This is a genomic window from Pseudomonas cerasi (assembly GCF_900074915.1).
Classification (GTDB): Bacteria; Pseudomonadota; Gammaproteobacteria; order Pseudomonadales; family Pseudomonadaceae; genus Aquipseudomonas; species Aquipseudomonas cerasi.
The window spans coordinates 2,286,200-2,299,728 of sequence record NZ_LT222319.1; the positions used below are offsets into that span (position 1 = coordinate 2,286,200).

The 13,529-nt window shown below is 59.3% G+C and carries 13 protein-coding genes; all 13 read right to left on the minus strand.

The genetic code is table 11. The features are described from left to right. Positions 1-68 precede the first annotated feature (68 nt). The 13 genes from nuoF to PCPL58_RS13025 all read right to left on the minus strand — a co-directional run bounded on the left by nuoF (position 69) and on the right by PCPL58_RS13025 (position 13,526). Entirely contained in the window at positions 69-1,427 is a 1,359-nt protein-coding gene (gene nuoF, locus PCPL58_RS12965; protein WP_065349565.1) for an NADH-quinone oxidoreductase subunit NuoF, read from the minus strand. Further along, a complete protein-coding gene (gene nuoE / locus PCPL58_RS12970) occupies positions 1,424-1,921 on the minus strand; it encodes an NADH-quinone oxidoreductase subunit NuoE (protein WP_065349566.1) in 498 nt (165 codons plus the stop codon). The genes nuoF and nuoE overlap by 4 nt, the downstream gene beginning before the upstream one ends. A gap of 2 nt (positions 1,922-1,923) precedes the next feature. Beyond that, entirely contained in the window at positions 1,924-3,705 is a 1,782-nt protein-coding gene (nuoC, locus tag PCPL58_RS12975) for an NADH-quinone oxidoreductase subunit C/D (protein WP_002554013.1), read from the minus strand. Between the two features lie 74 nt (positions 3,706-3,779). Further along, positions 3,780-4,454: a NuoB/complex I 20 kDa subunit family protein gene (locus PCPL58_RS12980; RefSeq protein WP_002554012.1), complete on the minus strand. Its 675-nt coding sequence runs from the start codon at positions 4,452-4,454 to the stop codon at positions 3,780-3,782. 10 nt (positions 4,455-4,464) lie between these two features. Then, positions 4,465-4,878 (minus strand): NADH-quinone oxidoreductase subunit A, encoded by a 414-nt coding sequence (locus PCPL58_RS12985; RefSeq protein WP_002554011.1) that lies wholly within the window; start codon positions 4,876-4,878, stop codon positions 4,465-4,467. A gap of 463 nt (positions 4,879-5,341) precedes the next feature. Then, on the minus strand, positions 5,342-6,667 hold the full coding sequence (gene aceA / locus PCPL58_RS12990; protein WP_065349567.1) for an isocitrate lyase: 1,326 nt from the start codon (positions 6,665-6,667) through the stop codon (positions 5,342-5,344). 527 nt (positions 6,668-7,194) lie between these two features. After that, complete coding sequence (locus PCPL58_RS12995; protein ID WP_003436018.1) at positions 7,195-7,938, minus strand: secretin N-terminal domain-containing protein; 744 nt, start codon at positions 7,936-7,938, stop codon at positions 7,195-7,197. 185 nt (positions 7,939-8,123) lie between these two features. Next, on the minus strand, positions 8,124-8,546 hold the full coding sequence (locus tag PCPL58_RS13000) for a GNAT family N-acetyltransferase (RefSeq protein WP_065349568.1): 423 nt from the start codon (positions 8,544-8,546) through the stop codon (positions 8,124-8,126). Beyond that, positions 8,539-9,705 (minus strand): ribosomal protein uL16 3-hydroxylase, encoded by a 1,167-nt coding sequence (locus PCPL58_RS13005; protein ID WP_065349569.1) that lies wholly within the window; start codon positions 9,703-9,705, stop codon positions 8,539-8,541. The genes PCPL58_RS13000 and PCPL58_RS13005 overlap by 8 nt, the downstream gene beginning before the upstream one ends. 60 nt (positions 9,706-9,765) lie before the next feature. Next, on the minus strand, positions 9,766-11,136 hold the full coding sequence (gene purB / locus PCPL58_RS13010; RefSeq protein WP_003371741.1) for an adenylosuccinate lyase: 1,371 nt from the start codon (positions 11,134-11,136) through the stop codon (positions 9,766-9,768). Positions 11,137-11,268: 132 nt separating this feature from the next. Further along, positions 11,269-11,889: a high frequency lysogenization protein HflD gene (hflD, locus tag PCPL58_RS13015; protein ID WP_003405097.1), complete on the minus strand. Its 621-nt coding sequence runs from the start codon at positions 11,887-11,889 to the stop codon at positions 11,269-11,271. Further along, positions 11,889-13,019 (minus strand): tRNA 2-thiouridine(34) synthase MnmA, encoded by a 1,131-nt coding sequence (mnmA, locus tag PCPL58_RS13020; RefSeq protein ID WP_011168961.1) that lies wholly within the window; start codon positions 13,017-13,019, stop codon positions 11,889-11,891. The genes hflD and mnmA overlap by 1 nt, the downstream gene beginning before the upstream one ends. Before the next feature lie 60 nt (positions 13,020-13,079). Continuing rightward, positions 13,080-13,526: an NUDIX hydrolase gene (locus PCPL58_RS13025; protein ID WP_003350322.1), complete on the minus strand. Its 447-nt coding sequence runs from the start codon at positions 13,524-13,526 to the stop codon at positions 13,080-13,082. Positions 13,527-13,529 lie beyond the last annotated feature (3 nt).

Sequence of the window (13,529 nt, forward strand, 5' to 3'; positions counted from 1 at the left end):
GTTCAGCCCGGAGGGCGTCAGCAGGTACGAGGACGGCAGCCCGAACAGCCGCCGACCGTTGTGTCTTGTTATGCGCCGACCACTGTCGGACTTTTGCCCGGAACGAGCGTGGCTGCGCTGGCTGGCGCGATACCGGCTTCGAACTCTGAACGGAAATACTTGATCGCACTGCCCAAGGGTTCAACGGCGCCCGGTGCATGGGCACAGAAGGTCTTGCCAGGGCCGAGGAAATTGACCAGACCCAGCAGGGTTTCGATATCACCCGGCTGACCCTGACCGTTCTCGATGGCGCGAAGCATTTTCACGCTCCATGGCAAACCGTCGCGGCATGGCGTGCAGAAGCCACAGGACTCCTGAGCGAAAAACTCTTCCATGTTGCGCAGCAGCGAGACCATGTTGACCGAATCGTCGACCGCCATCGCCAGACCCGTACCCATCCGGGTGCCGACCTTGGCGATACCGCCTGCATACATCTGGGCGTCCAGATGCTCAGGCAGCAGGAACCCCGTACCGGCGCCTCCGGGTTGCCAGCACTTGAGCTTGAAGCCATCGCGCATGCCGCCGGCGTAGTCTTCGAACAGTTCGCGAGCCTGTACGCCGAAAGGCAGCTCCCACAAACCGGGGCTTTTGACCTTGCCGGAGAAGCCCATCAGCTTGGTGCCGTGGTCTTCACTGCCTTCGCGAGCCAGCGACTTGTACCAGTCGTTGCCGTTGTTGACGATGGCAGGCACGTTGCACAGGGTCTCGACGTTGTTCACACAGGTCGGCTTGCCCCAAACGCCTACTGCAGCAGGGAAGGGCGGCTTGGAGCGCGGGTTGGCGCGGCGGCCTTCCAGCGAGTTGATCAGTGCGGTTTCTTCACCGCAAATGTAGCGACCGGCACCGGTGTGCACGAACAGTTCGAAGTCGAACCCGGTGCCGAGAATGTTCTTGCCCAGCAAACCGGCGGCCTTGGCTTCCGCCACTGCGCGATTGAGGTGCTTGGCCGCAGTGACGTATTCGCCGCGCAGGAAGATATAGCCGCGATAGGCTTTCAGCGCGCGGGCACTGATCAGCATGCCCTCGACCAGCAGATGGGGCAGTTGCTCCATCAGCATGCGGTCTTTCCAGGTGTTGGGCTCCATCTCGTCCGCGTTGCACAGCAAGTAGCGGATGTTCATGGATTCGTCTTTGGGCATCAGGCCCCATTTCACACCGGTGGGGAAGCCTGCGCCACCGCGGCCCTTGAGGCCCGAGTCCTTGACCGACTGGACGATATCGTCAGGCGCCTGTTGCGTCAGCGCCTTGCGCGCTGCGGCATAGCCGTCCTTGGCCTGGTACTCGTCGAGCCAGACCGGTTCGCCGTCGTCGCGCAGACGCCAGGTCAGCGGATGGGTTTCTGCCGTGCGCGCAATGCGGTTGGCAGGGCCGAAGGAAGTGATGGTCATAGGTAACCCTCCAGCATCTTGGCAACGCCAGCAGGCTGTACATCGCCGAAAGTGTCGTCGTCGACCATCACGGCCGGCGCCTTGTCACAGTTGCCGAGGCAGCAGACCGGCAGCAGTGTGAAACGACCGTCGGCGGTGGTCTGACCCAGGCCGATGCCCAGTGACCTCTTGATCTCGTCGACCACGTTTTCGTGGCCGCCGATGAAGCACACCATGCTGTTGCAGACGCGAATGATGTGATGCCCGACCGGCTGGCGAAAGATCTGGCTGTAGAAGGTGGCAACGCCTTCGACGTCGCTGGCGGGAATGCCCAGCAGGTCGCCGATCGCGTAAATCGCGCCGTCGGGCACCCAGCCACGTTCCTTCTGAACAATTTTCAGGGCTTCGATGGACGCCGCGCGCGGGTCCTCGTAGTGATGCATCTCATGCTCGATGGCCGAGCGCTCGGTTTCGCTCAGCGCGAAACGGTCTGTCTGGATTAGCGGGCTATTCATGCTTAGCGGTCCACGTCGGCCATAACGAAATCGATACTACCCAGGTACGCGATCAAGTCCGCGACCATGCTGCCTTTGATCACCGAAGGGATCTGCTGCAGGTGCGGGTAACTCGGGGTGCGGATCCGGGTACGGTAGCTCATGGTGCCGCCGTCGCTCGTCAGGTAATAGCTGTTGATACCCTTGGTCGCTTCGATCATCTGGAAGGACTCGTTGGCCGGCATGACCGGGCCCCACGAAACCTGCAGGAAGTGCGTGATCAGGGTTTCGATGTGCTGCAGGGTGCGCTCTTTCGGCGGCGGCGTGGTCAGCGGGTGATCCGCCTTGTACGGGCCTTCCGGCATGTTGCGCATGCACTGGTCGATGATCTTGATGCTCTGGCGCATCTCTTCGACGCGGACCATGCAGCGGTCATAGGCATCGCCATTGGCGGCCAGCGGCACTTCGAATTCGAAGTTCTCGTAGCCCGAGTAAGGGCGCGCCTTGCGCAGGTCGAAATCGCAACCGGTGGAGCGCAGGCCTGCACCGGTGACGCCCCATTCGAGGGCTTCCTTGGTGTTGTAGGCGGCGACGCCGACGGTACGACCCTTGAGAATGCTGTTCTGCAGGGCAGCCTTGGTGTATTCGTCCAGGCGCTTGGGCAGCCAGTCGACGAAGTCCTTGACCAGTTTTTCCCAGCCACGCGGCAGGTCGTGAGCGACCCCACCAATGCGGTACCAGGCAGGGTGCAGACGGAAGCCGGTAATCGCTTCGATCACGGTGTAGGCTTTCTGGCGGTCGGTGAACGTGAAGAACACCGGTGTCATGGCGCCCACGTCCTGAATGTAGGTACCCAGGAACAGCAGGTGACTGGTGATACGGAAGAACTCGGCCATCATGATGCGGATGACGTCGACCTTTTCCGGCACCTTGATGCCTGCCAGCTTCTCGACCGAGAGCACATAAGGCAGGTTGTTCATCACCCCGCCCAGGTAATCGATACGGTCGGTGTAGGGAATGAAGCTGTGCCATGACTGGCGTTCGGCCATTTTCTCGGCACCACGGTGGTGGTAGCCGATGTCCGGAACGCAGTCGACGATCTCTTCGCCGTCCAGTTGCAGAATGATACGGAACGCGCCGTGAGCAGAAGGGTGGTTCGGCCCCAGGTTGAGGAACATGTAGTCCTCGTTGGCACCAGAGCGTTTCATGCCCCAGTCTTCCGGACGGAAGCGTGCGGCTTCCTCTTCCAGTTGCTGTTTGGCGAGGGTCAGGCTGTACGGGTCGAATTCCGTTGCACGGGCAGGGAAGTCCTTGCGCAGCGGATGACCTTCCCAGGTCGGCGGCATCATGATGCGGCTCAGGTGCGGGTGGCCTGGGAAGTCGATGCCGAACATGTCCCACACTTCACGCTCGTACCAGTTGGCGTTCGGCCAGATGCTGGTAATCGTCGGTACGCTCAGGTCGCTTTCGGAAAGCGCTACCTTGATCATCACGTCGCTGTTTCGCTCGATCGACAGCAGGTGATAGAACACGGTGAAGTCTGCACCGGGCAGACCACGACGGTTTGTGCGCAGACGCTCGTCCACGCCATGCAGGTCATAGAGCATGGAGTAGGGCTTGGGCACGTTGCGCAGGAACGTCAGAATTTCAAACAGTCGGGCGCGCTCGACCCACAGCACGGGCATGCCGGTGCGAGTCGGCTGGGCAGTGAAAGCCTCGGCACCAAAACGGTTGTTCAGTTCAACGACGACATCTTGGTCGTCAGCCTTGTAAGGCGGGATGTACAGAGCGTTGTCTGCAGTCATAGGTCTCAATCACTTCGGTCAACGTACAGAATCAACCCCGGTTCTTGTCTTTTTTATAAGAAGAACGGGCTGGATCAGACTTCGTCGGGGCTGCGCAGGTTGGTCACCTGAATACGCTGTTCGCGGCGCTGTTCCTTTTGCGATGGCATCTCGGCGCGATACACGCCTTGATCGCCAACGACCCAGGAAAGAGGGCGACGCTCCTTGCCGATGGATTCCTGCAACAGCATCAAGCCTTGCAGAAACGCTTCGGGGCGGGGCGGGCAGCCGGGCACGTAGACATCCACGGGAAGGAATTTGTCCACCCCCTGGACCACTGAGTAGATGTCGTACATGCCACCGGAGTTGGCACACGAACCCATGGAAATGACCCACTTGGGTTCGAGCATTTGCTCGTAGAGACGCTGGATGATCGGCGCCATCTTGATGAAGCAGGTACCGGCAATGACCATGAAATCCGCCTGTCGTGGCGACGCCCGGATCACTTCAGCGCCAAAGCGCGCGATGTCGTGGGGTGCCGTGAAGGCGGTGGTCATTTCCACATAGCAGCACGACAGGCCGAAGTTGTAGGGCCACAGGGAGTTTTTACGTCCCCAGTTGACCGCACCGTTCAGCACGTCTTCCAGCTTGCCCATGTAGATGTTTTTGTGGACTTGATCTTCTAACGGATCGGAAACGGTTTCCCGTTTGCCGATGGGGTACTGCTCGTTAGGAGCGTCCGGGTCGATCCTGGTGAGATTATATTGCATCGCCAAAGCCTCATTGTTTCAGCTTCGCTTGCCGATTACGGCGACCTTCAGGAGCCCAGTCAAGAGCACCAACCCGCCATAGGTAGACAAGACCTGCCAACAGAATTGCTATGAAAACGAGAGCTTCGACGAATCCGGTCCAGCCGCTTTCGCGGACGGACACAGACCAGGCAAAGAGAAAGAGGGCTTCGATGTCAAAGATCACGAAAAGCATCGCGACCAGATAGAATTTTGCGGAGAGACGCAGGCGCGCACTGCCGGTAGGCAGCATGCCGGATTCGAAAGGTTCGTTCTTGCTGCGGCCCCAGGCCTTGCTTCCGAGCAGGCTGGAAAGACCGAGCATGAAGGCGCAAAGGCCGACAACACCCAAAAGGAAAATGGCGAAGCCCCAGTTATGGGCAATCAGACCTGTCGATTCGGGCATGCTGTCAGTCCTTGTTAGAGAGCAAAGGTCTCTGTGCTTGATAAAGAGTCGAGGCAGTGACGAAATGTCGCAGTGCGGTCAACGGATTGATTTTATGTGCAAACAGTTGGCAAGTAAATTTTCTACATCAAATTTATTTACGGAATTAATTGCCCAAGGCCTTTCAGGGAGGCTGCAGGGCCTGCCGGGCGGGCATCAGCGGGGATTTCGTTAATTATGTTTCTTGACCGAGAAAAGCAGGAAAACGCAATTTGAATGATAATTAATATCATTTGAAGCGGTCTTGATAGTTCAGCGTTCGGTAGTCGGCGCATAGTGGGTAACGGTACTGCTTATAAAGTACGCCTTTTGTAGCATTCGCCCGGCAACTGCATATTGTCCGAAATCAATACCGGCACCTTCTGACACAAAAGACAGACCGCCCTGACGGACGGCCTGTGTTTTCAACGCGTTGCGCGGTGTATCAGTGGAATTGCTCTTCTTCGGTCGAGCCGGTGAGTGCGGTTACCGACGATACGCCGCCCTGAATTACGGTCGTCATGTCGTCGAAATAGCCGGTACCCACTTCCTGCTGGTGAGCCACGAAGGTGTAACCCTTGGCAGCGTTGGCGAATTCCTGTTCCTGCAGCTTCACGTAGGCGGTCATGTCGTTGCGGGCGTAGTCATGCGCCAGATTGAACATGCTGTGCCACATGTTGTGAATGCCTGCCAGGGTAATGAACTGGTGCTTGTAGCCCATGGCCGAAAGCTCGCGCTGAAACTTGGCGATGGTTGCGTCGTCGAGGTTTTTCTTCCAGTTGAAGGACGGCGAGCAGTTGTAGGAAAGCAACTGGTCCGGGTACTCCTTCTTGATTGCTTCGGCGAAGCGGCGTGCCTCGTCCAGATCCGGCCTGGCGGTTTCGCACCAGATCAGATCGGCATAAGGCGCGTAGGCGAGGCCGCGCGAGATTGCCTGATCCAGACCAGCACGTACTTTGTAGAACCCCTCATGGGTACGTTCGCCGGTCACGAATGGCTTGTCGTACGGATCGCAATCGGATGTCAGCAAGTCGGCAGCGTTGGCATCAGTCCGGGCCAGAATGATGGTCGGTACACCGGCCACGTCGGCGGCCAGGCGTGCAGCGACCAGTTTCTGTATGGCTTCCTGAGTCGGGACCAGCACTTTGCCGCCCATGTGGCCACATTTCTTCACTGAAGCCAGTTGATCTTCGAAGTGCACCCCGGCGGCACCGGCCTCGATCATGCTTTTCATCAGCTCATAGGCATTGAGTACACCGCCGAATCCGGCTTCCGCGTCTGCCACGATCGGAGCGAAGTAGTCGATGTAGCCTTCGTCGCCCGGCGCCTTGCCGGCTTTCCACTGGATCTGATCGGCACGGCGGAACGAGTTGTTGATGCGCTTGACCACGGTAGGCACCGAGTCAACCGGGTACAGCGACTGATCCGGGTACATGGACTCGGCAGAGTTGTTGTCGGCGGCGACCTGCCAGCCGGAAAGGTAGATGGCCTGAATGCCGGCCTTGACCTGCTGCACAGCCTGGCCGCCCGTGAGGGCGCCCATGCAATTGACGAAATCCTTGTCCGGCCGAAAGAACGGTTTGGCACCCTGGGTCACCAAATTCCACAGCTTGTCCGCGCCCAGCCGTGCAAAGGTGTGTTCGGGTTGAACCGAGCCGCGCAGGCGGACCACATCTGCAGCGGAATAAGTACGGGTCACGTTTTTCCAGCGCGGATTTTCAGCCCAGTCTTTCTCGAGAGCCGCTATTTGTTGTTCGCGTGTCAGTGCCATGGTGATAAACCTCTAGAAGTAGGTCTCGTTGGAAAGTCCTGCTCCGCCAAAACGCCTCGTTTATCGAAGGCACGGTAGATGGCTGCTCGCTGATCCGGGGTTTTGCCTGAAGCCGCACGTTATGAGTGGCGCGACGGGTGAACGAGGTGCTCGAGGGGAGAGCGGGCGTCCGGACATGAGGCTGTCAGGTGGACAGTCGGGCCTGCAGTGGCGTTGTGCATCACCGTCGGCCTTGCCGGGTTACCGTTTACGCTTCCGTCCCTCGGGACAACTTCGTTCCAGTCGCAACCTCGTCAAACTGCCCTGTGGGCGATGCGGACACGAATCGGCTCTGCGGGTGTGTGAGAGCGGCGACTCGAAGGCTTTTTGCAAAGCCTCTGATTAGCGGGAGCGAGGCAATCATGCCTCGCACTTCAGGGGGCGTCAAACGTTTTGTAGTGCTTTTTTTAAATCACTACATGTTCGTGAAAAGTAGACCGGGCAGTCATCAAAAGGCCCGTAAGTATTGGGTTTTCAGCCCGTGCAGGCTATTCGAGGGTTTCGACCTTTACACGCAAAATCATATCGTCACGACCCTGTGTGGAATAGCGTTGCGCCAGGCCACTTTGATCCGCGACGGATTCATTGCTGTTGCTCGCCAGTGTGATCCATTCTCCCAGCCGTCCGCTGACCTGGCTGTCAGTACTCTGCACCTTGATAGCGTCGGGTCGCTCCTGGCTCATGCGGTCATGATTGGTGCTGATACTCAGGTGAACCGTGTCGCCGGTCACGCTGGCCGTGACGTAAAACCCTTGGGTTACATTGCGGTACTCGGTGTCGCTTCGGGAATATCCGTACGCGTCCGTGGATGAGGAGGTCAGCGGCACACTCTGGCCAACCTGTATGAGTGCAGGGGTGCCCTCGCTGGTCTGCACTTGTTGCACGCCGCCTTCACGGCTGGCGGTACCGTACTGAATAACCCGCGAGCCACTGCTGCTGCGGGTCGCGCTGTCGCTGGTGTCGACGCTGATCAGCAAGCGTTTCGGTGCCGTATCGAGCTGCGAGATCAAGGCGCGAAGTTCTTCGATCTTGCGTGACTCTGCATTCACGATCAGTTGATTGCCGTAGGCGCTGACGGTGCCTTCGTCCCCCAGAAAGGATTTGGCGACCGGCAACAGATCGGCACTGGTGCGGTAGTTGAGCGGGACGACTTCGGTCGCCGCGAAGACCTGAGCGCTGAAGACGATCAGCATCGAGGTGAGCGCTGCATTGAGCAAGTTGCGTACTGACATGTTCATTCTCCGCGGTGAGCGCGTAAAGCATGATTGTGCCACTGTGTCGGCTGCAGGCAATCAAGCTGAATGGTCAGGCATAAAAATGCCCTGCGGCTTTTCGCTTCGACCTTGAGGGGGCGAGCGAAAAAGAGCAGGGCGATCATCATGTAGTGCCGCTGCAAGCGCCTACATAACGGCGTTGATCACGCTTCGCGGAGCATATCAACGTGTGGCAGGCCGGCTTCGAGAAACTCGTCGCTGATAACCGAAAAGCCGAAGCGCTGATAAAACTCGACGGCCTGCACCTGAGCGCTCAGCTTGAGCGGCTTGAGCCCACGCTGTTCGGCTTCATGGATCACTGCACCCAGCAGAGCCTCGCCGACCTTCAGGCCACGCCAGTCTCTCAGGACTGACAGGCGACCGATCTCGCCATCGGGCAGCAGTCGGGCAGTGCCCACCGCATATTCACCCTCGTGCGCAAGAAAATGCACGGCACCTGCGTCTTCGGCATCCCACTCCAGTTCCGGCGGCACCGATTGTTCGGCAATGAATACCGAATCGCGTATGCGCCGGATATAGGCGTTGTTCTTCTGCCATTGGGCGACAGTTACAGTGACTTTATTCATCGGCAAATCCCAGGCTTCCTTGTTTTACGAGTTCGCAAAGCAAATTGCGCCCCTCGTCATCGGCCAACCATTGGCCAAGGTTTTCGCTGTGCAATGCATCGGCGGCACAGATCAGTTTGAGCAGGTCACGCAGGCTGCCCGGCAGCAGGCGGCTCTGGCCACTGGCAAACAGTAGCAGATCGTCATCGACTTCAGACCACGCCAGCCGTGCGCTCGGGTTACGAATCAGCACCGCCCCCTGCTCAAGGCTGTCGAGCAGGTCCTGTTCGTCGAGCTCTGGGCCGGTCACCAGTTCCGGGTAGCGCGGTTCGGTCATGAACTGGCCGAACCAGGTCAGCAGCAGGCGTTCGTCACTCATGTGCTCGGCCAGCAGCGTTTTCAGGCGATCAAGCGCTTCATGCTGGATCTGATGAGGATCGCTGACCGGCTGGGCGTCAGCATCGGTGTAGCGCTCTTCGTCCGGTATGAACTGGCTGAGGAAGTCGGTGAAGTGAGTCAGGACTTCGGCGGCGCTTGGTGCACGGAAACCGACCGAGTAGGTCAGGCAGTCGTCGACGGCGACGCCGCAGTGCGCCAGGCGCGGCGGTAGATAAAGCATGTCGCCCGGTTCCAGCGTCCACTCTTCGGTCTTCTCGAATTCGGCAAGGATGCGCAGGTCGGCATGCTGCAGCAGCGGGCTTTCCGCATCGCACATCTGGCCGATCTGCCAGTGGCGTTTGCCATGCCCCTGAAGCAGGAACACATCATAGTTGTCGAAGTGCGGACCGACGCTGCCGCCAGGGGCTGCGTAGCTGATCATCACATCGTCAATCCGCCAGCTGGGCAGAAAGCGGAAGTTTTCCAGCAACTCGCTGACTTCCGGAACGAATTGGTCCACGGCCTGGACCAGCAGCGTCCAGTCGCGCTCGGGCAGTTTGCTGAATTCGTCTTCAGCGAACGGGCCACGACGCAGCTCCCACGGGCGCTCGCCGTTTTCGATGACCAGGCGCGACTCCACTTCTTCTTCCAGGGCGAGGCCGGCAAGCTCGTCCGCGTCGATCGGGCTTTGAAAGTCCGGCAGAGCCTGGCGGATCAGCAGCGGTTTTTTCTGCCAGTAGTCACGCAGGAAAACGCGAGCAGTGATGCCGCCCAGAAGTTGTAGAGGAATATCAGGATTCATGTGTAAGCCCTTGAAATGAAAACGCCCGGCACAGCCGGGCGTGTGCAATTTTTTTGCGTGTCAGATGCGCTTGGCCTGAGCGGCTGCGTTACCGATGTAATTGGCAGGCGTGAGCTTCTTGAGCTCGGCCTTGGCTTCGGCAGGCATGTCCAGGCCGTCGATGAAAGTCTGCAGCGCTTCAGGGCCGATGCCCTTACCGCGTGTCAGCTCTTTCAGTTTTTCGTACGGGTTTTCGATGTTGTAACGACGCATGACGGTTTGAATCGGCTCTGCCAGAACTTCCCAGCAAGCGTCCAGATCGGCGGCAATGCGCTGCTCGTTCAGTTCCAGCTTGCTGATGCCCTTGAGGCTGGCTTCGTAGGCAATGACGCTATGGGCAAAGCCGACGCCCAGGTTGCGCAGTACGGTGGAGTCGGTCAGATCACGCTGCCAGCGGGACACAGGCAGCTTGCTCGCCAGATGCTGGAACAGTGCGTTGGCGATGCCCAGGTTGCCTTCGGAGTTTTCGAAGTCGATCGGGTTGACCTTGTGCGGCATGGTCGAGGAGCCGATTTCGCCAGCAATGGTGCGCTGCTTGAAATAGCCCAGCGAGATGTAGCCCCAGATGTCGCGGTCGAAGTCGATCAGGATGGTGTTGAAGCGGGCAATGGCATCGAACAGCTCGGCAATGTAGTCGTGCGGTTCGATCTGCGTGGTGTAGGGGTTGAAACCCAGGCCCAGCTCGTCTTCGATGAAGGCCCGCGCATTGGCTTCCCAGTCGATGTCTGCATAGGCAGAGAGGTGGGCATTGTAGTTGCCGACTGCGCCGTTGATTTTGCCGAGCAGCGGGACTGCTGCGATCTGACTGATCTGGCGCTCGAGGCGGTAAACGACGTTTGCCAACTCCTTGCCCAGTGTGGTCGGGGAGGCGGGCTGGCCGTGAGTGCGGGACAGCATCGGCACGTCTGCAAAGCGAATCGCCAGCTCGCGGATGGCGTCGGCGATCTGGCGCATCAGTGGCAGCACTACGGTGTCGCGACCCTCGCGCAGCATCAGTGCGTGAGACAGGTTGTTGATGTCTTCGCTGGTGCAGGCGAAGTGGATGAACTCGCTGACCTTTTCCAGCTCTGGCAATTTGGCAGCCTGCTCCTTGAGCAGATACTCCACAGCCTTCACGTCATGATTGGTGGTGCGCTCGATTTCCTTGACGCGCTCGGCATGTTCCACGGAGAAGTCTTCAGCCAGGGCATCCAGGATGGCATTGGCTTGCGCGGAGAAGGCCGGGACTTCGGTGATTTGCGGGTGAGCCGCAAGACGCTGGAGCCAGCGAACTTCAACCATCACGCGGAAACGGATCAGGCCGTATTCGCTGAAAATAGGGCGCAAGGCCTGGGTTTTGCCGGCGTAGCGGCCATCAACAGGGGAAACCGCAGTGAGCGAAGAAAGCTGCATGGGATGCTCTCGGACAGTCGGGCGACGAAAAGGGCGCATATCATACATGAAAAGTCAGTCGGACCGGAGCCCGCCGACCAGCGTAGACAGCGTCGTGCCTTGGGGTGGTGAAGGTCATTGGCGCGCGGCGGGTCAGCCGTGCAGCAATGGGTAGAGTTCTTTCAACAACTTGCGGCGGCTGAACACCAGTTGCCAGCGATGACCGCCAACTTGCCGCCACAGGCGGGCAGAGCGAATACCGGCCAGCAGAATGCCGCGAATCTTCGAGGCATTGTTCGGCTGCTGCAGGTTACGCATGTCGCCTTGTACCTGAATGCGCTGGCGCAAGGTACTCAGGGTGTCCTGGTACAGCGCGCCGGTCGCGGCAATCACGTTCTCGTGGGCGATGCCAAAATGCTCGACCTGGGACTGAATCACCGGAATGCGTTTGCCGATCACTTCAAGCAGGTCATCGCGCTTGGCCAGCTGGCGCTCGAGGCCGAGCATCGACAGGGCGTAGCGCAACGGTTCGCGTTGCAAGGTTGCCGGGTCACGTTCCAGGGCGCTGGCCATGGCGCGATAGCCTTCGTGCAGGTTGAGATCGTCGCCGCCGTAAACGTCCAGCGTATCCTTGGGGTCGACCACCAGCAGGCTGCCGAGCATGCAGCTCAGGGCTGCTTCGCTGATCTGACCGGTCTTGGCGATCCGGTCGACCAGCACGGCGGCCTGGAATACACCGCCCAGAGCGATCAGTTGTTCCTGAGTCGGGCTCATCAACGCTTGTCCTTGCTGGTCCAGGGTTCGGCAATTTCGATCACGCCGCCGCCCAGACAGATTTCGCCGTCGTAGAACACCACGGACTGGCCGGGGGTGACGGCGCGCTGCGGGTCATCGAATGTGGCGCGGTAACCGTCAGCGGTCTTTTCCAGCGTGCACGGCTGGTCGCCTTGACGATAACGGACCTTAGCGGTGAGCTTGCGCGGGCTGCTCAGGTCGATCGGGTTGACCCAATAGATTTCCGAAGAAACCAGCGCACGGGAAAACAGCCAGGGGTGATCATTGCCCTGACCGACAATCAGTTCATTGTTGTCCAGGTCCTTGACCAGCACGTACCACGGATCATCACTGGCGTCCTTGAGGCCGCCGATGCCCAGGCCCTGGCGCTGGCCGATGGTGTGGTACATCAGGCCGCTGTGACGACCGATGACTTCACCCTCGGTGGTCTTGATTTCGCCGGGCTGGGCGGGCAGGTACTGGCGCAGAAAATCAGTGAAGCGGCGCTCGCCAATGAAGCAGATTCCGGTGGAATCCTTCTTCTTGGCAGTGGCCAAGCCGTGTTTTTCGGCAATGGCCCGGACTTCCGGTTTTTCCAGTTCGCCAACCGGGAACAGCGTCCGGGCGATCTGCTCGCCGCCAACGGCGTGCAGGAAGTAGCTCTGGTCCTTGTTCGGGTCCAGGCCCTTGAGCAGCTCGGTACGTCCATCGATATCACGGCGGCGCACGTAATGGCCTGTAGCGATAAGGTCAGCGCCCAGCATCAGTGCGTAGTCGAGAAACGCCTTGAACTTGATTTCGCGGTTACACAGGATGTCCGGGTTAGGGGTGCGCCCGGCCTTGTACTCTTCAAGGAAGTGCTCGAAGACGTTGTCCCAGTACTCGGCCGCGAAGTTGGCCGTGTGCAGCTTGATGCCGATCTTGTCGCACACGGCCTGGGCGTCCGCCAGGTCTTCGCGGGCGGTGCAGTATTCCGTTCCGTCGTCTTCTTCCCAGTTCTTCATGAACAAGCCTTCCACCTGATAACCCTGCTCCATGAGCAGTACGGCGGAAACGGAAGAGTCCACGCCGCCGGACATGCCGACTATGACGCGCTTCATTTCTGAGTTCGAGGGGGCTGGATCACGCATGGGGGTTCAACGGCTGACCTGTAAAAGGACGCGATTCTATCAGGCTGAGGGCGTCGAGTCTCACGCCTTGTCGCGCAGCAGGTCGAGACTGAAATGTTCGCCATCTAGGTAGTCGTCCAGACAACGCAATACCAGCTCGCTGCGCCAGCGCTCCTGTTGGGCCACTAGCTCATCGCGAGTCAGCCAGACTGCGCCGACGATGCCTTCATCGAGTTGATACTCCGGGTGGTGGCGCAGGCCCTTGGCGGCAAAGCAGATTCGCTGGTAGGTCACGCCATTGCTCGGCGCGGTGTACAGGTAGATGCCCACCACGCTGGTCAATTCGACGTCCCAGCCGGTTTCTTCCAGGGTTTCACGCACGGCGGCACGTTGCAGGCTTTCGTTCGGGTCCAGGTGCCCGGCGGGTTGGTTGAGTACGGCGCGTCCGCCTTTGATTTCCTCAACGAAAAGAAAGCGGCCTTGATCTTCGACGATGGTGGCGACGGTAACGTGGGCTTGCCAGGTCATGGT